Consider the following 21,082-nt stretch of genomic DNA (forward strand, 5'->3'; position numbering starts at 1 on the left):
TGATGTTCAGCACTGTTCTGGTCGCCAACCGCGGGGAGATCGCGGTCCGCGTCATCCGCACCCTGCGGGAGCAGGGCATCCGCTCGGTCGCGGTCTTCAGCGACGCGGACGCCGACGCCCGGCATGTACGGGAGGCCGACACGGCGGTACGGATCGGCCCGGCGGCGGCCGCCGAGAGCTACCTGTCGATCGACCGGCTGCTGGAGGCCGCCCGCCGCTCCGGCGCGCAGGCCGTCCACCCGGGGTACGGCTTCCTCGCCGAGAACGCGGCGTTCGCGCGGGCGTGCGCGGACGCCGGACTGACCTTCATCGGCCCGCCGCCCGGGGCCATCTCCCTGATGGGCGACAAGATCCGGGCCAAGGAGACGGTCCGGGCGGCCGGCGTGCCGGTGGTCCCCGGCTCGTCCGGCAGCGGGCTGACCGACGACGAACTGGCCGCCGCGGCCCGGAAGATCGGCATGCCGGTCCTGCTGAAGCCCTCGGCGGGCGGCGGCGGGAAGGGCATGCGGCTGGTCCGCGACGAGGACGTGCTGGCGGAGGAGATCGCCGCCGCCCGGCGCGAGGCGCGCGGCTCCTTCGGTGACGACACACTGCTGGTGGAGCGGTGGGTCGACCGGCCCCGCCATATCGAGATCCAGGTCCTGGCGGACGCACACGGCAACGTCGTGCACCTCGGCGAACGCGAGTGCTCCCTCCAGCGCCGGCACCAGAAGATCATCGAGGAGGCGCCGTCGGTCCTGCTGGACGAGGCCACGCGCGCGGCGATGGGCGAGGCGGCGGTGCAGGCGGCGCGCTCGTGCGGGTACCGGGGGGCGGGGACGGTGGAGTTCATCGTCCCGGGCAACGACCCCGCGTCGTACTACTTCATGGAGATGAACACCCGGCTCCAGGTCGAGCACCCGGTGACCGAACTGATCACAGGGCTGGACCTGGTCGAGTGGCAGCTGCGGGTCGCGGCGGGTGAGCGACTGCCCTTCTCCCAGGCGGACATCACCCTCACCGGCCACGCCATCGAGGCACGGATCTGCGCGGAGGACCCGTCCCGCGGCTTCCTGCCGTCGGGCGGCACGGTGCTGGCGCTGCACGAGCCGCAGGGACCGGGCGTACGGACGGACTCGGGCCTCACCGAGGGCACCGAGGTCGGGAGCCTGTACGACCCGATGCTGTCCAAGGTCATCGTCCACGCCGCGGACCGCCCCACGGCCCTGCGCAAGCTGCGCGCGGCCCTGGCGGAGACGGTCACCCTGGGCGTCCCGACGAACGCGGGCTTCCTGCGCCGCCTGCTGGCTCACCCGTCGGTGGTCTCTGGCGACCTGGACACGGGCCTGGTGGAGCGCGACGCGGACGACCTGGTGCCCACCGGGGTCCCGGAGGAGGTGTACGCGGCGGCGGCACTACTGCGGGCCGCCCCGGCCATGGGCACGACCGGCTGGGTGGACCCCTTCTCGGTCGCGAGCGGCTGGCGCCTGGGCGGCACCCCCGCCTGGACGGTCCACCACGTACGCGTACCGGGCCACGACCCGGTGACGATCCGCCTGCGCGACGGAGCGGAGGGCACGGAGATCCTGCTCGGGGACGTACCCCGGACTGCCGAGGCGACTCCCGGCACCGAGCCCGCCGGGGCCGGCGCGAATCCCGCAGGGGGACCTGCGGGGGGCGAAGCCGCACCGCGACGGGCCCGCCTGGTGGGCGGCGCGCAGCTGCCGCCCCGGGGGGCCGGGGGTCTTCCCCCGGTTTCGGGAAGGGGCGGGGTGGGGGAACAGCCCCCCGCCCGCGTGAGCATCGGCATCGGCATCGAATGGGGCGGCGTCACCCACACCTTCAGCCACACCCCCTCGCCGGACGGCGTCTGGCTCGGCCGCGACGGCGACAGCTGGCACGTGCAGGACCACGACCCCGTCGCCGCCGCACTCGCCGGCGCGGGCCGGGCGGCGGGCGTGGACTCGCTCACCGCCCCCATGCCCGGCACCGTCACCGTCGTGAAGGTCGCCGTCGGCGACGACGTCACCGCCGGTCAGGGCCTCCTGGTCGTCGAGGCGATGAAGATGGAGCACCTCATCTCCGCCCCGCACGCCGGCACCGTAACCGAACTGGACGTCACCCCGGGCAGCACCGTCGCCATGGACCAGGTCCTGGCCGTGGTCGCCCCGCACGAGACACCTGAGGCATCCGAGGAGGCCTCGTCATGACCGACGGCCTGCCCATGGAGTTCCCCGCGCGGGACCTGCCGCCCCGCATCCGCATCCACGAAGTCGGCCCGCGCGACGGCCTGCAGAACGAACAGACCGTCGTGCCGACCGAGATCAAGGCCGAGTTCATCCGCCGCCTCGCCGGCGCCGGTCTCTCCACCATCGAGGCGACCAGCTTCGTGCACCCCAAGTGGGTGCCCCAACTGGCCGACGCGGAACAGCTGTTCCCGATGCTGGACGGACTCGGCGCCGCCCTCCCCGTCCTGGTCCCGAACGCCCGCGGCCTCGACCGCGCCACCGCCCTCGGCGCGCGCCGCATCGCGGTGTTCGGGAGCGCGACCGAGACCTTCGCGACGCGCAACCTCAACCGGACGGTCGCCGAGTCGCTCGCCATGTTCGAGCCGGTCGTCGCCCAGGCCCGCGAGGACAAGATCCACGTCCGCGGTTACCTCTCGATGTGCTTCGGCGACCCGTGGGAGGGACCCGTTCCGGTCCATCAGGTCGTCCGGGTCGCCAAGCAGCTCATGGACCTCGGCTGCGACGAGCTGAGCCTCGGCGACACCATCGGGGTCGCCACACCCGGCCACGTCCTCGCCCTCCTCGCCGCCCTCAACGACGACGGCGTACCCACCTCCGCCATCGGTGTGCACTTCCACGACACCTACGGCCAGGCCCTCGCCAACACCCTCGCCGCGCTCCAGCACGGAGTGACCACCGTGGACGCGTCCGCGGGCGGCCTGGGCGGCTGCCCGTACGCGAAGAGCGCCACCGGAAACCTCGCCACCGAAGACCTCGTGTGGATGCTCCATGGCCTCGGCATAGAAACCGGGGTCGACCTCGGCCGCCTCACCGCCACCAGCGCGTGGATGGCCGAACAACTGGGCCGACCCAGCCCTTCCCGCACTGTCCGTGCCCTGTCCCACAAGGAGTCCTAGCCATGTCCCTCGACCACCGCCTCTCCCCCGAGCACGAGGAACTCCGCCGTACGGTCGAGGAGTTCGCGCACGACGTCGTCGCGCCGAAGATCGGCGACTTCTACGAGCGCCACGAGTTCCCGTACGAGATCGTCCGCGAGATGGGCCGCATGGGCCTGTTCGGCCTGCCCTTCCCCGAGGAGTACGGCGGCATGGGCGGCGACTACCTCGCCCTCGGCATCGCGCTGGAAGAGCTGGCCCGGGTCGACTCCTCCGTCGCCATCACGCTCGAAGCCGGCGTGTCCCTCGGCGCGATGCCCATCTACCGCTTCGGCACGGAGGAGCAGAAGCGCGAGTGGCTGCCGCGCCTGTGCTCGGGCGAACTGCTGGGCGCGTTCGGGCTGACCGAGCCGGACTGCGGCTCGGACGCGGGCGGTACGAAGACGACCGCCGTCCGGGACGGCGACGAGTGGGTCATCAACGGCTCGAAGTGCTTCATCACCAACTCGGGTACGGACATCACCGGCCTGGTCACGGTCACCGCGGTCACCGGCCGCAAGGCTGACGGCCGCCCGGAAATCTCCTCGATCATCGTCCCGTCCGGCACCCCGGGCTTCACGGTGGCCGCCCCGTACTCCAAGGTCGGCTGGAACGCCTCGGACACCCGCGAGCTGTCCTTCTCCGACGTCCGCGTGCCGCTCGCCAACCTCCTCGGCGAGGAGGGCCGCGGCTACGCGCAGTTCCTGCGCATCCTCGACGAGGGCCGCATCGCGATCTCGGCGCTGGCGACGGGCCTGGCGCAGGGCTGCGTGGACGAGTCACTGAAGTACGCGCGGGAACGCCACGCGTTCGGCCGCGCGATCGGCGAGAACCAGGCCATCCAGTTCAAGCTGGCGGACATGGAGATGCGCGCGCACACGGCCCGTATCTCCTGGCGGGACGCGGCCTCCCGCCTGGTCCACGGGGAGCCGTTCAAGAAGGAGGCGGCGCTCGCGAAGCTCTACTCCTCCACGGTGGCGGTGGACAACGCCCGCGAGGCCACCCAGATCCACGGCGGCTACGGCTTCATGAACGAGTACCCGGTGGCCCGCATGTGGCGCGACTCGAAGATCCTGGAGATCGGCGAGGGCACGAGCGAGGTCCAGCGCATGCTGATCGCCCGAGAACTGGGCCTCCCGGCCTGACGGCGGTTGTACCGGGCGGCCGTGCGCGTAACCCGCGCCCACACGGCCGCCCGGCCAATCCTGCCGGCCGGGCTGTCCGAGCACCGAGGCCGTGACATCTGGCTCCATCCGGGCTTGAGACGCATTCCCGTAGATTCGACCTGCGCGCCCTGACCTGACCGCGGTTCTGAGCCCCGCGTCGGCCGGTGGGCGGGGGCGGCTTGATTTTCTTGGACCATCCGCCGAGAGCGATGAGTTTCCCGGTACGGCCCGGTCTGCCTCTGTGATGATTCCACCGCCTACACCAAGAGGGGGAACACACTGATGACTGCCCGACACCGAATCAAGCTCGTCAGCTTATTGGCCGCGGTTGCCATGGGCCTCGGCCTGACCGTCGCCTCCGGTACCCCGGCCCAGGCCGGGGCCGGCTCGTCCTACCTGAAGAAGGGCGAACGGCTCTACAACGGTGAGCGCATCTGGCGGGAGGTCGCCGGCATCAACGACGCCGAGTTCGTCATGCAGGGCGACGGCAACCTGGTGCTCTACGCCTACGGACCGCAGGGACGCAGGGTCTGCTGGGCCTCGAACACCCAAGGCAGCGGCGGCCGCTTCGTCGAGTACCAGCACGACGGGAACCTGGTGATCTACAACGGGAGTTACCGCCCTGTGTGGTCCAGCCGCACGGCCGGCACGGGCGGAGACACCACCAACATCAACTACCACGGCCAGGTCTGGGTGGGCTACACGGTCCTGACGCCGTACTGCACGTGACCATCCCGCCGCGCTGACCACGCGCGACGCAACCGCCCCCAGCCGTCAGCCGCATACGCGGCGGCGTCCTGGGGGCGGTCGTCGTCTCAGAGCGCGGTTCGTGAGTCTTTGAGTGTTTCTGTCGTCGCCTGATGGTGTGGGTGAGGGCGGAATCCGCTGGTCCGCAGCCGGTGGTCTGTTGGGGTGGCGGGGGCCGGACGGGCTGCCAGTGGGCCTACCTCCCGAACGAACTGCCGCCGAGGAGTGCGACGTATTACTATCCCGAAACCTGACATCAACTCACGAACCGCCTCTAAGAGGGTGATTCACCCCGGCCAGGCATCTCAAGATGGTTGAAGCCGGCGAGGCGGGGCGAGATGGTGAAGGGGAAGGATTCGCCGTCGGGGGTCTTGAAGGCCGCCACGATGTCGTGGTCCGGTTCACCGAATATCTCGAAGTGCTGCACGGTGCAGTGCTCCATCACCTCGCGGATGTACGGGTCGGACAGCCGCCAGTGGGCGCGGATGGCATCGGAGTCGCGGTAGAGCTGGAAGCTGTGCGCCAGCATCCGCTCTTCGTCGATGAAGACCTCCACCATGAGCTGGGGGCCGTGCTCTTGAGCGAATGCCACCGCCTGCGCGATGGCGTGCCGGAAGCCGTCGAGGTGGCCGTCGGTGATGCGCATGGTGTTGCGGAAGAGAATGGTGCTGCTGTTTGTGATCTCCATGCGCCAAGTGTTGTACCTAAGCCAAGGTTGAGGTCAAGGGTGCAGCTCAGCCGGGGATATCGGCGACGGCGCTGAGGTTGTTGATGAAGCCCTGGCGGGCCGCTTCACGCTCTTCTCCGGCGCGGGTGACCGAGCAACACCTCTCACCCAAGCCCAACGATGAACCGGACATCAACTCGCAAACCGCCCTCTCAGAGTCGTCACACAGGTCGCCACACAGCCGTGCGCCGTGATCCGTGGACCCCTCGCTGGACAAGTGGTGAGGTTAGGCTAACCTACCTTCGAAACTTGACCGGCGGCTGGAACCCCCGCACGTACGAAAGCAGACACCCCATGGATCACGCCAGAGCTTCTCACCTCTCCCGTCGCGGCCTGCTTGCCGCCGGCGGCGCCCTCGGTCTTGGTGCGCTGCTCGTCGCGTGTGGCGACAGCGACACCAAGAAGGGCTCGGACAAGGGTGCCGGCAAGTCCGGGCCGTGGTCCTTCAAGGACGACCGGGGCCAGACCGCGAGCACCAAGAGCACCCCGAAGAACATCGTCGCGTTCATCGGTACGGCCGCCGCGCTGCACGACTACGGCGTCGAGGTCAAGGGCGTCTTCGGCCCGACGAAGCTGAAGGACGGCAAGCCGGACGTCCAGGCCGGCGACCTCGACATCTCCAAGGTCGAGATCCTCGGCAACGTCTGGGGCGAGTTCAACGTCGAGAAGTACGCCGCCCTCGCGCCCGACGTCCTGATCACCAACACCTGGGAGAAGGACGCACTTTGGTACGTGCCGGACGAGTCGAAGGACAAGATCCTCAAGCTCGCCCCCAGCGTCGCCATCGCCGTCGGCGGCGACGTCTCGCTGACCAAGCCGCTGGAGCGCACCGCCGAGCTCGCCAAGTCCCTGGGCGGTGACCTGAACGCCAAGGCCGCCGTCGACGCGAAGGCCCGCTTCGAGAAGGCGGCCGCGACCCTCCGTGAGGCCGCCAAGGCCAACCCCGGCATCAAGGTCCTCGCCGGCTCCGCCGCCGCCGACCTGTTCTACGTCTCCACCCCGAAGACCTCGGCCGACCTCAAGTACTTCGAGGAGCTGGGCGTCACGTTCGTCGTCCCGACGAAGCTCGACGCCGGCGGCTTCTTCGAGAGCCTCAGCTGGGAGAACGCGGACAAGTACAAGGCCGATCTGATCATGCTCGACAACCGCACCTCGCAGCTCCAGCCCGAGGCGCTCAAGGCGAAGCCCACCTGGGCCCAGCTGCCCGCCGTGAAGGCCGGTCAGATCACCCCGCGTGTCACCGAGCCGATCTTCTCGTACGCCAAGTGCGCGCCGATCCTCGAGGAGCTCGCCGAGGCCATCAAGAAGGCCAAGAAGGTCAGCTGACGCCGCGCCCATCGCGACAGCCAGGGCAGCCTGGCCGACCAGGGCGTCCAGGCCGACCAGGCGCCAGGCCGACCAAGGCAGCCTCGCCAACCAGCCGAGGGAGGACCCTCCGCATGACCGTCCCCGCCCCCGCCCCGGCGATCGCGCCGTTCCGCTTCTTCGACCTGCGGGTCGTACGGACGCGTCGCCTCGGCCACTCACTGATCCGGATCACCTTCGGCGGCGAGGAGTTGAAGGACTTCGCCGCCGGCGGTTACGACCAGAGCCTCTCGCTGTTCCTGCCGCATCCGCACCAGGACGCCCCGGTCGTACCGGTGGAGGCGGGCGAGGGATGGTTCGCCGCGTGGCGGGCGCTGCCCGCGGACGAGCGGGCGGTCATGCGCTCGTACACGGTCAGCGAGCAGCGCCGCGAGCCGCAGGACGAGGTCGACATCGACTTCGCCCTGCATGGAGAGACAGGCCCGGCCTCCCGCTGGGCGGGCCGGGCCGTGGCCGGCGACCGGGTGAAGGTGCTCGGACCGGCCGTCGCGGACAACACCGCGGTGCGCTTCCGCCCGCCTCAGGACGCCGACTGGGTCCTGCTGTTCGCGGACGAGACCGCACTGCCCGCGGCGGCGGCGATCCTCGACCGGATGCCGCGCGACCGCAAGGTCCGGGCGTGGATCGAGGTCCCGCACGCGGACGACCGCATCGTGCTGCCCACGCTCGCCGACGCCGAGATCACCTGGCTCGTCCGGGACGGCGACGGCCACGGCTATGGCGGCCACAGCGCCGGCGGCGACGGACCGGCGCGTACGGACCGCGTCCTCGACCACGTCCGCGCCGCCGAGCTGCCCGAGGGTACGCCATACGCGTGGATCGCGGGCGAGTCCGGCACCGTACGCGCACTGCGCCGCCATCTCGTGCGGGAGCGCGGGATCGACCGCAGGGCCGTCACGTTCGTCGGTTACTGGCGGCTGGGCCGCAGCGAGGAACAGCTTCTCGCCGAAGCCCTCTCCAAGGCGAACAGCGCCCCGGACGAAGAGATCTGAGCGCTCGCCGGTCACTTCCCGGCCAGATACCCGGACAACACGCGCGTCCCGCAGGGGGCGAGGGCCTGGCGTCGCAAAGTTAGGTTAGGCTAACCTAACTTCGACGCCACGCCCTCGCCCCCCGCTTGTTCCTGCCCGGAGGGTGTGACGATTCACCTCACCCCGGAGGACAGTTGATGCGCTCGCATCTGCTCAACCAGACGACCGCGGAGCGGTACAGGCTCTCCGTCACCGAGGGCGTCGATCGAGTGGCAGCCAAACTCGCGACCACCCAGCGCCCCCACACCGGTGTGGCCGTCGACGCGCTCGCTCCGGTCATCGCCGGGATCGACCTCGACCGCCCTCTGCACGACCCGGCGGCCGCTCTCGACGAACTCGAAGCCGTCTACCTGCGAGACGCCGTCTACTTCCACCACCCCCGCTACCTCGGCCACCTCAACTGCCCGGTGGTCATCCCCGCGGTCGTCGGTGAGGCGGTCCTCTCGGCGGTCAACTCCTCGCTCGACACCTGGGACCAGAGCGCCGGCGGCACCCTGATCGAGCGCCGCCTCATCGACTGGACCGCGGAGCGCATCGGCCTCGGCACCGCGGCGGACGGCGTGTTCACCAGCGGCGGTTCGCAGTCCAACTTCCACGCCCTGCTGCTCGCCCGCGACGAGGCATGCCGGCTGGTGCAAAAGCACCCCGACTACGTAGGGCACCAGCTCGCCAAGGCCGAGATCCTGCCCAAGCTGCGGATCTTCACCTCCGAGTGCAGCCACTTCAGCGTCAAGAAGTCGGCCGCCATGCTCGGACTCGGCTACGAGGCCGTGATATCCGTGCCGTGCGACCAGAACAAGCGGATGCAGACCGTCGCGCTCACCCGCAAACTCGAACGCTGCACCCGCGAAGGCCTCTTCCCCATGGCCGTCGTGGCCACCGCCGGCACCACCGACTTCGGCTCCATCGACCCGCTGCCCGAGATCGCCCGGCTGTGCGAGCAGCACGGCGCCTGGATGCACGTGGACGCGGCGTACGGCTGTGGACTGCTGGTCTCCCGGACCCGACGCCACCTGCTCGACGGCATCGAGCACGCCGACTCGGTCACTGTGGACTACCACAAGTCCTTTTTCCAGCCGGTCAGTTCGAGCGCCGTCCTGGTGCGCGACCGCGCCACGCTGAGCCACGCGACGTATCACGCGGACTACCTCAACCCGCGCCGCATGGCCGAGGACAGGATTCCCAACCAGGTCGACAAGTCGATCCAGACGACCCGCCGCTTCGACGCCCTCAAGCTCTGGATGACGCTGCGCGTGATGGGCGCGGACGGCGTCGGCGAGCTCTTCGACGAGGTCGTGGAACTGGCCGCCGAGGGCTGGAAGATGCTCGACGCCGACCCCCGCTTCGAGGTCGTCGTCCAGCCGCAGCTGTCCACCCTGGTCTTCCGGTTCGTCCCCGAGGCCGCCACCAGCCCGGCGCTCATCGACCGCGCCAACCTCTATGCCCGCAAGGCGCTGTTCACCTCCGGCGAGGCCGTCGTGGCGGGCACCAAGGTCGGCGGCAGCCACTACCTCAAATTCACCCTGCTCAACCCGCAGACCACCACCGACGACATCGCCATCGTCCTCGACCTCCTCGCCGAGCACGCGAGCCAGTACCTGGGAGAACCCCTTGTCCACGCCTCGTGAGCCCCACGACTTCATCGCCATCGGGCTCGGCCCCTTCAACCTGGGACTCGCCTGTCTGACCGAGCCGATCGACGAACTCGACGGGGTCTTCCTGGAGTCCAAGTCCGGCTTCGAGTGGCACGCCGGCATGTTCCTCGAAGGCGCGCATCTCCAGACTCCGTTCATGTCGGACCTGGTGACGCTGGCCGACCCCACCTCTCCGTACTCCTTCCTCAACTACCTGAAGGAGTCCGGGCGGCTGTACTCGTTCTACATACGCGAGAACTTCTATCCGCTGCGCACCGAGTACAACGACTACTGCCGCTGGGCCGCCGGCAAACTGAGCAGCATCCGCTGGAACACCACGGTGACCACCGTCGAGTACGACGAGACGGACGCGCTCTACACCGTCCGCACCGAGGGCGGCGAGACGTACCGCGCCCGCCACCTGGTGCTGGGCACCGGCACCCCGCCGTACGTACCCGAGGCCTGCCAGGACCTGGGCGGCGACTTCATCCACAACTCGCGCTACGTCCAGCACAAGGCGGAGCTCCAGGCCAAGAAGTCCATCACCCTGGTCGGCAGCGGCCAGAGCGCCGCGGAGATCTACTACGACCTCCTCGCCGACATCGATGTCCACGGCTACCGGCTGAACTGGGTCACCCGCTCCCCGCGCTTCTTCCCGCTGGAGTACACCAAGCTCACGCTGGAGATGACCTCCCCGGAGTACGTGGACTACTTCCACGCCCTCCCCGAGGCCACCCGCTACCGCCTGGAGACCCAGCAGAAGGGCCTGTTCAAGGGCATCGACTCGGAACTGATCAACTCGATCTTCGACCTGCTCTACCAGAAGAACCTGAACGGCCCCGTCCCCACCCGCCTGATGACCAACACGGCGCTGGGAGCGACGAGTTACGACACCACGACCGGTACGTACACCCTGGGCCTGCGCCAGGAGGAGCAGGAGCGGGACTTCTCCCTCGTCACCGACGGCCTGATCCTCGCGACCGGCTACCGGTACACCCCGCCGGCCTTCCTGGCGCCCGTCCACGGCCGCATCCGCTGGGACGGCCACGGCCGCTTCGACGTGGCCCGCAACTACAGCATCGACACCACCGGCCGCGGGATCTTCCTGCAGAACGCCGCCGTCCACACCCACAGCATCACCTCGCCCGACCTGGGCATGGCCGCGTACCGCAACGCGTACATCGTCGGTGAGCTGCTCGGCCGCGAGCACTACGCGGTCGAGAAGTCCATCGCGTTCCAGGAGTTCGCCGCCCCGGAGGGCGCCCTCATATGAGCACCATCCTCTTCACCCGGACCGACGCGACCCTCGGCGAGTTCGCCGTACGCGCCCTCGACCCGTTCGCCGACGCGGAGCTGCTGCACGGCTGGGTCACCCACCCCAAGGCCGCCTTCTGGCTGATGCAGGGCGCCTCGCTGCCCGACGTCGAGCGCGCGTACATGGCGATCGCCGCGGCCGAGCACCACGACGCGTTCATCGGCCTGCACGAGGGCCGGCCCGCGTTCCTGATGGAGCGCTACGACCCGGCCGAGGTCGAGCTGAAGGGCATGTACGAGGCGCAGCCGGGCGACGTCGGCATGCACTTCCTCGTCGCCCCGCCCGACACTCCGCTGCACGGGTTCACGCACGCGGTGATCACCACGGTGATGGCGGCGCTGTTCGACGACCCGGCGACCCGGCGGGTGGTCGTCGAGCCGGACGTACGCAACGCCGCCGTCCACGCCCTCAACCAGGCGGTCGGCTTCGAGATAGCCGAGCGGCTGGCGAAGCCGGAGAAGAACGCGTACCTGAGCTTCTGCACCCGCGAGCAGTTCGAGGCCACCCAGGGAGCGACCCGATGACGACGAAGCAGACGACCCCGACCGCGCAGAAAGCCGTCTCGCATCTCACCCCGGACCTGTGGGCCCGGGCCAACCGGCAGCTCGTGCGCAAAGCCCTCGCCGAGTTCTCCCACGAGCGGCTGCTGACCCCGGAGCTGATCGACGGCGACCGGTACGCCGTACACAGCGACGACGGCGCCACCGAGTACCGCTTCACCGCCCGCGTCTTCGCCCTCGACCACTGGCAGGTCTTCGCCGAGTCCGTCACCCGGCACCGCGACGGCCCGGAACTCCCCCTGGACGCCCTGGACTTCTTCCTGGAGATGCGGGGCTCCCTGGGGCTGAGCGACGAGGTCCTGCCGGTCTACCTGGAGGAGATCAGCTCGACCCTGGCCGGGACGGCGTACAAGCTCACCAAGGAGCAGGTCCCGGCGGCGGACCTCGCCGAGGCAGGCTTCCAGGCCGTCGAGACCGGCATGACCGAGGGCCACCCCTGCTTCGTCGCCAACAACGGCCGGCTCGGCTTCGGCGTCCACGAGTACCTCTCGTACGCCCCCGAGACCGCGCGCGGCATCCGGCTGGTCTGGCTGGCGGCGCACCGCGACCACGCCACCTTCACGGCGGGCGCCGGACTCGACTACGACGCGCTGGTCCGCGCCGAACTCGGCGAGGCGCAGCTCGCCCGGTTCGCCGCGACGATGGCCGGGCTGGGCCTGGACCTCGCCGACTACTACCTCTTCCCGGCCCACCCCTGGCAGTGGTGGAACAAGCTCTCCGTCACCTTCGCCGCCGAGGTCGCGCAGCAGCGGCTGGTCTGCCTGGGCGAGGGTGACGACAGCTATCTGGCCCAGCAGTCGATCCGCACCTTCTTCAACACGAGCGACCCGGCCAAGCACTACGTCAAAACGGCCATCTCGGTCCTCAACATGGGCTTCATGCGCGGGCTTTCGGCCGCCTACATGGAGGCCACCCCGGCCATCAACGACTGGCTGGCCGGACTGATCGCAGCCGACGACGTCCTGCGGGCCGCCCGCTTCTCGATCATCCGCGAGCGCGCGGCCATCGGCTACCACCACCGCCAGTACGAGGCCGCCACCGACCGCTACTCGCCGTACCGCAAAATGCTCGCCGCGCTGTGGCGGGAGAGCCCGGTGCCGTCGCTGGCGCCGGGCGAGAGCCTGGCGACCATGGCTTCCCTGCTGCACACCGACCACGAAGGCGCGTCGTTCGCGGGCGCCCTCATCGCCCGGTCGGGGCTGGAGCCGGGCCAGTGGCTGCGGCGCTACCTGCACGCGTACCTGACGCCGCTGCTGCACAGTTTCTACGCGTACGACCTCGTCTACATGCCGCACGGCGAGAACGTCATCCTGGTCCTGAAGGACGGCGTCGTCGAGCGGGCGGTCTTCAAGGACATCGCGGAGGAGATCTGCGTGATGGACCCGGACGCCGTGCTGCCGCCGGCCGTCGAGCGGATCCGCGCGGACGTCCCCGAGGACATGAAGCTGCTGTCGATCTTCACGGACGTCTTCGACTGCTTCTTCCGCTTCCTGGGCGGGATCCTCGCGACCGAGGGCGTGGTGGACGAGGACACCTTCTGGCGGGCCGTCGCGGACTGTGTGGCGGACTACCAGGACTCAGTGCCGCACCTGGCCGACAAGTTCAAGCAGTACGACATGTACGCGCCGGAGTTCGCGCGGTCCTGCCTCAACCGGCTGCAGCTGCGCAACAACCAGCAGATGGTCGACCTCCAGGACCCCTCGGGCGCCCTCCAGCTCGTCGGCACCCTGGCGAACCCGATCGCCCGCTTCGCCCGCGGCTGAGGACCCGGCCGAGAACCGGCGGGCGCCCGTGCGACCGGACCGCGCGGGCGCCCGCCCCTCTCTCATCCCGGTCACCCTGCGTACCGCATGCCTCACCGGCGGTCGCGGTGTGGTCCACTTTCGGACCTCTTTCCGCGTCCCACTGCCCGGGATCGGGCAGGATTCTTGCGTTGAGGCCCTCCCGCCCCCCAATATCTACGGGTGCTCGAACGCCGCCCGTCCGCTCACGACGACCTCGTCGACCACCTGGTGCGCAGTACGCCGCTACAGCGCGGCGAGGCTGCCCGGGTGGTACTGGACGTGCTCGCGTACTTCGACGAGAAGACCGAGGAGTTCGTCCGCCGCCGGCACCGCGAACTGCAGTCCGGCGGGCTGGCCAACACGGAGATCTTCGAGCGGATCGCGGCCGAGCTGCCGCACCGCGCGGTGGCTCCACCGGACCTCTCGCTGCGGCAGCTGCGCCGCCTCGTCTACGGCTGAGCCGACGTCGAGCCGACGGCTGAGCGTCGTCTCACGGCCGAGCACCCACGCAACCACTCGGAGGGCATCACATATGTGCGGAATCGTCGGATACATCGGGAAGCGTGATGTGGCTCCCCTGCTGCTGGAGGGCCTCCAGCGGCTGGAGTACCGCGGCTACGACTCGGCCGGCATCGTCATCACCGGCAAGTCGGGCGGGCTGAAGACCGCCAAGGCCAAGGGCCGCGTCCGCGAACTGGAAGCCCGCATTCCCAAGCGCTTCGCGGGCACCACCGGCATCGCGCACACCCGCTGGGCCACCCACGGCGCCCCGAGCGACGAGAACTCGCACCCCCACCTGGACGCCGACGGCAAGGTCGCCATCGTCCACAACGGCATCATCGACAACGCCACCGAGCTGCGCGCCAAGCTGGAGGCCGACGGTGTCGTGTTCGCCTCCGAGACCGACTCCGAGGTGGTCGCCCACCTCATCGGCCGCTCCCAGGCCGAGTCGCTGGAGGAGAAGGTCCGCTCCGCGCTCCGCCTGGTCGAGGGCACCTACGGCCTCGCCGTCATGCACGAGGACTTCCCCGACCGCATCGTCGTGGCGCGCAACGGCTCGCCGGTCGTGCTCGGCATAGGCGAGAAGGAGATGTTCGTCGCCTCGGACGTCGCCGCCCTGGTCAGCCACACCCGCCAGGTGATCACCCTGGACGACGGCGAGATGGCCACCCTCAAGGCCGACGACTACCGCACCTACACCACCGAGGGCTCGCGCACGACCGCGACGCCGACCACGGTGGAGTGGGAGGCCGAGTCGTACGACATGGGCGGCCACGACACGTACATGCACAAGGAGATCTCCGAGCAGGCCGACGCGGTCGACCGCGTGCTGCGCGGCCGTATCGACGACCGCTTCTCCACCGTGCACCTGGGCGGCCTCAACCTCGACGCCCGCGAGGCGCGTGCGGTGCGCCGGGTGAAGATCCTCGGCTGCGGCACCTCGTACCACGCGGGCCAGATCGGCGCCGGGCTGATCGAGGAGCTGGCCCGCATCCCCTCGGACGCCGAGCCGGCCTCCGAGTTCCGCTACCGCAACCCGGTCGTGGACCCCGACACCCTCTACATCGCGGTCTCCCAGTCCGGTGAGACGTACGACGTACTGGCGGCCGTCCAGGAGCTCAAGCGCAAGGGCGCGCGCGTCCTCGGCGTGGTCAACGTGGTCGGCTCGGCGATCGCCCGGGAGACCGACGGCGGCGTGTACGTCCACGCGGGCCCCGAGGTCTGCGTCGTCTCCACCAAGTGCTTCACCAACACGGTGGTCGCCTTCGCGCTGCTCGCGCTGCACCTGGGCCGCATCCGCGACCTGTCGGTGGCCGACGGCAAGCGGATCATCGAGGGCCTGCGCAGGCTGCCCGGCCAGATCGCCGAGATCCTGGAGACCGAGGCCGAGGTCAAGAAGCTCGCCGAGGAGTACGCGGACGCGAAGTCGATGATGTTCATCGGCCGGGTGCGCGGCTATCCGGTGGCCCGCGAGGCCTCGCTGAAGCTCAAGGAGATCACCTACATCCACGCGGAGGCCTACCCCGCCTCCGAGCTGAAGCACGGCCCGCTCGCCCTCATCGAGCCCGCGATGCCGACGGTCGCGATCGTCCCGGACGACGACCTGCTGGAGAAGAACCGCGCAGCGCTGGAGGAGATCAAGGCCCGCAGCGGCCGGATCCTCGCGGTCGCGCACCGCGAGCAGGAAAAGGCCGACCACACCATTGTGGTGCCGAAGAACGAGGTCGAGCTGGACCCGATCCTCATGGGCATCCCGCTCCAGCTCTTCGCGTACCACGCGGCACTGGCCCTGGGCCGCGACATCGACAAGCCGCGCAACCTGGCGAAGTCCGTCACGGTCGAGTAGGCGCTCCGCCGCTGAACTCTCCGGAACGAGGCGACCCCCTGTGCGTGCCACCAGTGCGCACAGGGGGTCGCTCTTTCGTTGCCGGCGTTGCCCGCGCCGGCGTGTGGCCGCCTCAGCCGGTGGCCGTCACCCGCCGGCCGGCGGCGCGTCCCGGTACCGCGGTCGGCCAGTGGGCCAGCGCGGCCGTCGCCCCGTACCAGGCGGCGAGACCGGCCAGCGCGGCCACCCAGCCGCCGACCTGGGCCAGGCCCCCGCTCTCGGCGAATGTCGCGATGCCGAGGAGCAGGAGCGAGAGGAAGAGCAGCCCGTAGGTGCCCTGGGTCAGGAGCCCGCTGCCGGCGGAGCCGAGCGTCAGGCTGAGCGCGAGGAGCGCGAAGAGGAGCAGGAACAGTCCGGCCGCCTCGGCGGAGACCTGGGCGCCGGCCCCGCTCCCCCAGGTGAACCAGAACGCGCCGAGTCCCGCGTACGCCGTGCCGTTGAAGGCGTTGCCGCCACGGAATTCCAGCAGTCCGGCGATGAACAGTGCGATGCCGCCGACGTAGAGCGCGAGCGAGACGGCGTCGGCCGCGGTCACTCCGTCGATGACTTCGGCATGGCCGATGCCGAACGCCAGCAGGGTCAGGCCGAGTGCGAGGTGGCCGAGAGTCGAGGTCGTGCTTCCCGCAGAGACGTCGTTGTCCACGGCGGGCTCCCTTCATGCAGTGGTGCTGCTTCCCAGGACCCTTATGTACCCTTCACAAGCACACAATCCACCTGTATCCGTGGGTAAATTCAGGGTGGGACGAAGGAAGTTGACGACGCATCAGCCCAGGTCTCACCTGGGACAACGGGAGGTCACGGGATGACAACGACGGGCCGCTGCGCGCGCTTGGCCAGCCGTCCCGCGACCGAACCGAAGAGCCGCCCGACGATGCCGTGCGTGGAACCGACCACAATCGCGTCGGCCGAGTACTCGCGGCCGACCTCCTCCAGCTCGTGGCAGATGTCGCCGCCGCGCTCGACGAGGATCCAGGGCACCTCGGCCAGATAGTCGGCGCAGGCGAGCTCCAGCCCCAGCACCTCGGTCCGGTGGTCCGGGACGTCCACGAACACGGGCGGCTCGCAGCCCGCCCAGACCGTCGTCGGCAGCCGGTTGGCCACATGGACGATGATCAGGCCGGAGCCCGACCGCCGGGCCATGCCGATCGCGTAGGCGAGGGCGCGCTCACTGGACGTCGAGCCGTCGAAGCCGACGACGACTCCGTGCCGGAAGGCGGGATCGCAGGAGTGGCGCGTCTGTTCCGCCGCTTGGAGATCGGCCGAGTGATCGGCGACCTGCTTGCGGTCCGCGGGTTCGGGAATTTCGTGACCGGCCATCGGTGTCTCGGCGAAGAATGTCCTCTTGGGAGGGGAACGAACGACAGTTGTCGGCGGAGCTGTGTCCGGGAATCATCTTCCCAACCCCATACCCCCAAGGGTACGGCGACACTCTTCTCCTGCCCAGGCCGCTCACCCTTGGGCGGCGTTCCCCGGAGCATGCCCGAGCCCGGCCCGGATCGCAACGCTGGCTGCCCTCTACAGCCAGTGACCGGCCGGTCGCCGCCCCGCCGGCGGTGGAGGCGCACGGGGGCGCTCGGAGAGCGGGTGGAGGTGCGCCGGGGCCTGGCTGGTTCGTACGCCCGCGCCCACCGGTTTTCAGCCAACTTCGCGTGATCACCCCTGCCTTGGCGGAATGACCACCCAACCCCTCTGCCACCAGGGCGGAAAGGGGCGTCGAGGCCGCTCGGGGCCTATGGGGACGGGCCACTCACGAAAGGCGCACTTCCCACCGGGCTCCCGGAGTGGAACGCTTCGTGATCGAATGCTTCACGCCAAGTTGCCAAGTCGACATAGCGCTGGGTGCTGAACTTGTCACGCCGACACCACGGGACACAGTAGATTCGATCATGAGTATCTACGGCGGGGGACACGTGCAGGACCGAGGGGAAACGTGCAGGAGCGACCAGAACAAGGAGTCGCGACACCCGAGGGGGGCTTAGCGCCATGAGCCAGGACTCCACCGCCGCACCGGAGGCCGCGCGCAAGCTTTCCGGGCGTCGTCGCCGGGAGATCGTCGCAGTGCTGCTGTTCAGCGGCGGCCCCATTTTCGAGAGTTCCATTCCACTGTCCGTCTTCGGCATCGACCGGCAGGACGCCGGCGTTCCGCGCTACCGGTTGCTGGTGTGCGCGGGCGAAGAGGGACCCCTGCGGACCACAGGGGGACTGGAACTCACCGCACCGTACGGACTGGAGGCGATCGCGCGGGCGGGCACCGTCGTCGTACCGGCCTGGCGGTCGATCACCTCACCACCACCGGCCGACGCGCTCGACGCACTGCGCCGCGCGCACGAGGAAGGAGCCCGGATCGTCGGCCTGTGCACCGGGGCCTTCGTCCTGGCGGCGGCCGGCCTGCTCGACGGCCGGCCCGCCACCACACACTGGATGTACGCGCCGACGCTGGCCAAGCGCTATCCGTCCGTGCATGTCGATCCGCGCGAGCTGTTCGTCGACGACGGTGACGTGCTCACCTCGGCGGGCACCGCGGCGGGCATCGACCTGTGCCTCCACATCGTGCGTACCGATCACGGCTCGGAGGCCGCCGGGGCGCTGGCCCGCAGGCTGGTCGTACCACCGCGCCGCAGCGGCGGTCAGGAGCGCTATCTCGACAGGTCTTTACCGGAGGAGATCGGCGCCGACCCGCTCGCCGAGGTCGTCGCCTGGGCGCTGGAGCATCTCCACGAGCAGTTCGACGTGGAGACGCTGGCCGCGCGCGCCTATATGAGCCGGCGGACGTTCGACCGGCGGTTCCGCTCGCTCACCGGCAGTGCGCGGCTGCAGTGGCTGATCACCCAGCGGGTGCTCCAGGCACAGCGGCTGCTGGAGACGTCCGACTACTCGGTGGACGAGGTCGCGGGCCGCTGCGGCTTCCGCTCGCCCGTCGCGCTGCGCGGACACTTCCGGCGCCAGCTGGGCTCCTCCCCGGCCGCCTACCGCTCTGCCTACCGGGCCCGCCGGCCACAGGCGGAACCGGCGGTGGTGGCGGAGACGGCGGTGCCGCACCAGCGGTCGCCGCACGAGCGGCCTGCGCACGAGCGGCCGCCGCACGAGCGCTCACCGCATGAGCGGGCACCCCACGAACGGTCGCCGCACGAGCGCAGGACGGCCGCCGCCGGCGCGCCGAACGGCCCGACGGCGATCGGACACGCGCCACCGGAACCGGGCAGAGCGGGCCCGGACCTCTACGCTTCGGGCCGCCCTGTGCTGCCCGGCCAGCGGGAGCGCCCCGTAGGGTAAGACACATGAACGATCGCATGGTGTGGATCGACTGCGAGATGACCGGGCTCTCGCTGACGGACGACGCACTTATCGAGGTGGCCGCACTGGTCACCGACTCGGAGCTGAACGTGCTCGGCGAAGGGGTGGACATCGTCGTCCGCCCCCCCGCCGGGGCACTGGAGACCATGCCCGAGGTGGTGCGGCAGATGCACACCGCCTCGGGACTCCTCGACGAACTGGCCGGTGGCACCACGCTGGCCGAGGCCGAGGAGCAGGTGCTCACGTACGTACGTGAGCACGTCAAGGAGCCGGGCAAGGCGCCGCTCTGCGGGAACTCCGTCGGCACCGACCGCGGCTTCCTGCTGCGCGACATGCCGACCCTGGAGAACTACCTGCACTACCGGATCGTCGACGTGTCCTCGATCAAGGAGCTGGCCCGCCGCTGGTACCCGCGGGCCTACTTCAACAGCCCGGAGAAGAACGGCAACCACCGGGCGCTCGCGGACATCCGCGAGTCCATCGCCGAGCTGCGCTACTACCGCGAGGCGGTCTTCGTCCCGCAGCCGGGTCCCGACTCGGACACGGCGAAGTCCATCGCCGCGAAGTACGTACTGCCCGGCGACTGAGCCGGGACGGGGACTGAGCCGGTACGGGGACTGAGCCGGTACGGGGACCGGCGGGGCCGGGGGGCTGCCGGGCCTCCGGATAAACCGGGGCGCGAGCACCCTCCCGGACCATGTACGCTTTTCCTCGGCCGGTCGCTCAGCGAACGACCGGACATGGTGGGTGTAGCTCAGCTGGTAGAGCACCTGGTTGTGGTCCAGGTGGCCGCGGGTTCAAGTCCCGTCACTCACCCTGAACGACTGGAGGCCCGGTCCGCGCAAGCGGACCGGGCCTCCAGTCGTTCACCTAGGCAGCTACGACGACGCGCGCACCACCAGCTCGGTGGGCAGCACGATCTGCGGCCGCTCCGCCGCCCGGCCCGCCATCTCCTGGAGCAGTACGCCGGCCATGCTGCGGCCCATCTCCTCGATCGGCTGGCGGACGCTGGTCAGGGCCGGGTCCATGTGCCGGGCGACGGCCGAATCGTCGAAGCCGACGAGCGCCACGTCGTCCGGAATCCGGCGCCCCGCCTCGCGCAGCACCTGGCGCGCCCCGGCCGCCATCACGTCCGAGGCGGCGAAGACCGCGTCCAGGTCCGGCCGGCGCTCCAGCAGCTCGGCCATGGCCCGGCGGCCGCCCTCCTCGGTGAAGTCGGCCGGCGCGATCAGCAGCTCGTCGGCGGCGAGCCCGGCCCCGGCGAGGGCCTGCCGGTAGCCGTCGAGACGGCACTGCGCGGCGTACACGTCCAGCCGGCCGGTGATGGTGGCGATGGTGCGGCGGCCGCGGCCGGCCAGATGCGCCACGGCCGCGCGGGCACCGCCGAAGTTGTCCGAGTCCACCGAGGCGAGCGGCTCGCGCGCCGAGCGGCGGCCGCTGACCACGGCCGGGATACCGAGCTGGTCCAGCAGGTCCGGCAGCGGGTCGTCGGCGTGTACGGAGACCAGCAGCACGCCGTCCACCCGGTGCGCGGCCAGGTACTGGGCCAGCTTGCGCCGCTTGCTGTCGTCGCCCGCGAAGGTCAGCAGCAGTTGCAGCTCGGTCTCGGCGAGGGCCGCGCCGACACCCCGCAGCACCTCGGAGAAGTACGGCTCGGCGAAGAAGCGCGTCTCGGGCTCGGGGACGACGAGGGCGATCGCGTCCGTACGGTTGGCGGCGAGCGCGCGGGCCGCCCGGTTGGGTACGTAACCGAGCTCGGCCACGGCCGCCTCGACGGCGGCCCTGGTGTGGTCGCTGACCCGGGGCGAGCCGTTGATCACGCGGGACACGGTGCCGCGGCCGACCCCCGCCCGCGCCGCCACTTCTTCGAGGGTCGGCCGTCCCCCGCTCCGCGCACGCACATTCATGGCTGCCTCCCGGATCGAAATCTA

At 70.2% G+C, this 21,082-nt stretch carries 18 protein-coding genes and 1 tRNA gene; 15 read left to right on the forward strand and 4 right to left on the reverse strand.

Annotated elements, in window-relative coordinates; genetic code table 11:
• The first annotated feature begins 2 nt into the window (after positions 1-2).
• The 4 genes from ACWV17_RS30345 to ACWV17_RS30360 all read left to right on the forward strand — a co-directional run bounded on the left by ACWV17_RS30345 (position 3) and on the right by ACWV17_RS30360 (position 5,037).
• Entirely contained in the window at positions 3-2,189 is a 2,187-nt protein-coding gene (locus ACWV17_RS30345) for an acetyl/propionyl/methylcrotonyl-CoA carboxylase subunit alpha (protein WP_455362190.1), read from the forward strand.
• On the forward strand, positions 2,186-3,124 hold the full coding sequence (locus ACWV17_RS30350) for a hydroxymethylglutaryl-CoA lyase (RefSeq protein WP_455362191.1): 939 nt from the start codon (positions 2,186-2,188) through the stop codon (positions 3,122-3,124). The genes ACWV17_RS30345 and ACWV17_RS30350 overlap by 4 nt, the downstream gene beginning before the upstream one ends.
• Positions 3,125-3,126: 2 nt before the next feature.
• Positions 3,127-4,287 (forward strand): acyl-CoA dehydrogenase family protein, encoded by a 1,161-nt coding sequence (locus ACWV17_RS30355; RefSeq protein ID WP_455362192.1) that lies wholly within the window; start codon positions 3,127-3,129, stop codon positions 4,285-4,287.
• A 303-nt stretch (positions 4,288-4,590) separates the two neighbouring features.
• Positions 4,591-5,037, forward strand: a complete 447-nt coding sequence (locus tag ACWV17_RS30360) for a hypothetical protein (protein WP_455354557.1) — start codon at positions 4,591-4,593, stop codon at positions 5,035-5,037.
• Between the two features lie 292 nt (positions 5,038-5,329).
• Here ACWV17_RS30360 and ACWV17_RS30365 read toward each other — a convergent pair whose 3' ends face one another.
• Positions 5,330-5,743 carry a hypothetical protein gene (locus ACWV17_RS30365; RefSeq protein ID WP_455362193.1) on the reverse strand — a complete coding sequence of 138 codons (414 nt, stop codon included), beginning with the start codon at positions 5,741-5,743 and terminating at the stop codon, positions 5,330-5,332.
• Positions 5,744-6,076: 333 nt separating this feature from the next.
• On the opposite strand from ACWV17_RS30365, the gene ACWV17_RS30370 reads away from it, so the two are divergent.
• The 8 genes from ACWV17_RS30370 (at position 6,077) to glmS (ending at position 15,818) form a co-directional block, all read left to right on the forward strand.
• Positions 6,077-7,108, forward strand: a complete 1,032-nt coding sequence (locus ACWV17_RS30370; protein WP_455362194.1) for an ABC transporter substrate-binding protein — start codon at positions 6,077-6,079, stop codon at positions 7,106-7,108.
• 113 nt (positions 7,109-7,221) lie between these two features.
• The gene (locus ACWV17_RS30375) at positions 7,222-8,139 is read left to right on the forward strand and encodes a siderophore-interacting protein (RefSeq protein ID WP_455362195.1); all 918 of its coding nucleotides are present in this window, start codon (positions 7,222-7,224) and stop codon (positions 8,137-8,139) included.
• Between the two features lie 176 nt (positions 8,140-8,315).
• Positions 8,316-9,806: a pyridoxal phosphate-dependent decarboxylase family protein gene (locus ACWV17_RS30380; protein ID WP_455362196.1), complete on the forward strand. Its 1,491-nt coding sequence runs from the start codon at positions 8,316-8,318 to the stop codon at positions 9,804-9,806.
• A complete protein-coding gene (locus ACWV17_RS30385) occupies positions 9,790-11,085 on the forward strand; it encodes a lysine N(6)-hydroxylase/L-ornithine N(5)-oxygenase family protein (RefSeq protein WP_455362197.1) in 1,296 nt (431 codons plus the stop codon). The genes ACWV17_RS30380 and ACWV17_RS30385 overlap by 17 nt, the downstream gene beginning before the upstream one ends.
• The gene (locus ACWV17_RS30390; RefSeq protein WP_455362198.1) at positions 11,082-11,651 is read left to right on the forward strand and encodes a GNAT family N-acetyltransferase; all 570 of its coding nucleotides are present in this window, start codon (positions 11,082-11,084) and stop codon (positions 11,649-11,651) included. Before ACWV17_RS30385 ends, ACWV17_RS30390 begins: the two co-directional genes overlap by 4 nt.
• Complete coding sequence (locus ACWV17_RS30395; protein ID WP_455362199.1) at positions 11,648-13,450, forward strand: IucA/IucC family protein; 1,803 nt, start codon at positions 11,648-11,650, stop codon at positions 13,448-13,450. The genes ACWV17_RS30390 and ACWV17_RS30395 overlap by 4 nt, the downstream gene beginning before the upstream one ends.
• Positions 13,451-13,651: 201 nt before the next feature.
• Positions 13,652-13,930 (forward strand): hypothetical protein, encoded by a 279-nt coding sequence (locus ACWV17_RS30400; protein WP_455354566.1) that lies wholly within the window; start codon positions 13,652-13,654, stop codon positions 13,928-13,930.
• Positions 13,931-14,003: 73 nt separating this feature from the next.
• A complete protein-coding gene (glmS, locus tag ACWV17_RS30405; protein WP_455362200.1) occupies positions 14,004-15,818 on the forward strand; it encodes a glutamine--fructose-6-phosphate transaminase (isomerizing) in 1,815 nt (604 codons plus the stop codon).
• A gap of 112 nt (positions 15,819-15,930) precedes the next feature.
• Here glmS and ACWV17_RS30410 read toward each other — a convergent pair whose 3' ends face one another.
• Positions 15,931-16,500 (reverse strand): acetate uptake transporter, encoded by a 570-nt coding sequence (locus tag ACWV17_RS30410; RefSeq protein WP_455362201.1) that lies wholly within the window; start codon positions 16,498-16,500, stop codon positions 15,931-15,933.
• 152 nt (positions 16,501-16,652) lie between these two features.
• Positions 16,653-17,174, reverse strand: coding sequence for a universal stress protein (locus tag ACWV17_RS30415; RefSeq protein WP_455362202.1), 522 nt, complete (start codon positions 17,172-17,174; stop codon positions 16,653-16,655).
• Positions 17,175-17,840: 666 nt separating this feature from the next.
• Between ACWV17_RS30415 and ACWV17_RS30420 the strand changes: the two genes are divergently transcribed.
• From ACWV17_RS30420 to ACWV17_RS30430, 3 genes are all read left to right on the forward strand, one after another.
• Positions 17,841-19,130, forward strand: a complete 1,290-nt coding sequence (locus ACWV17_RS30420) for a helix-turn-helix domain-containing protein (protein ID WP_455362203.1) — start codon at positions 17,841-17,843, stop codon at positions 19,128-19,130.
• A 5-nt stretch (positions 19,131-19,135) separates the two neighbouring features.
• Positions 19,136-19,738 (forward strand): oligoribonuclease, encoded by a 603-nt coding sequence (gene orn, locus ACWV17_RS30425; protein ID WP_455354571.1) that lies wholly within the window; start codon positions 19,136-19,138, stop codon positions 19,736-19,738.
• A 156-nt stretch (positions 19,739-19,894) separates the two neighbouring features.
• Positions 19,895-19,967, forward strand: a tRNA-His gene (locus tag ACWV17_RS30430).
• A gap of 62 nt (positions 19,968-20,029) precedes the next feature.
• On the opposite strand, the gene ACWV17_RS30435 is transcribed toward ACWV17_RS30430, so the two are convergent.
• Positions 20,030-21,058: a LacI family DNA-binding transcriptional regulator gene (locus ACWV17_RS30435; protein ID WP_455354572.1), complete on the reverse strand. Its 1,029-nt coding sequence runs from the start codon at positions 21,056-21,058 to the stop codon at positions 20,030-20,032.
• Between the last annotated feature and the right edge of the window lie 24 nt (positions 21,059-21,082).

It is taken from the genome of Streptomyces mabaensis, assembly GCF_053763515.1.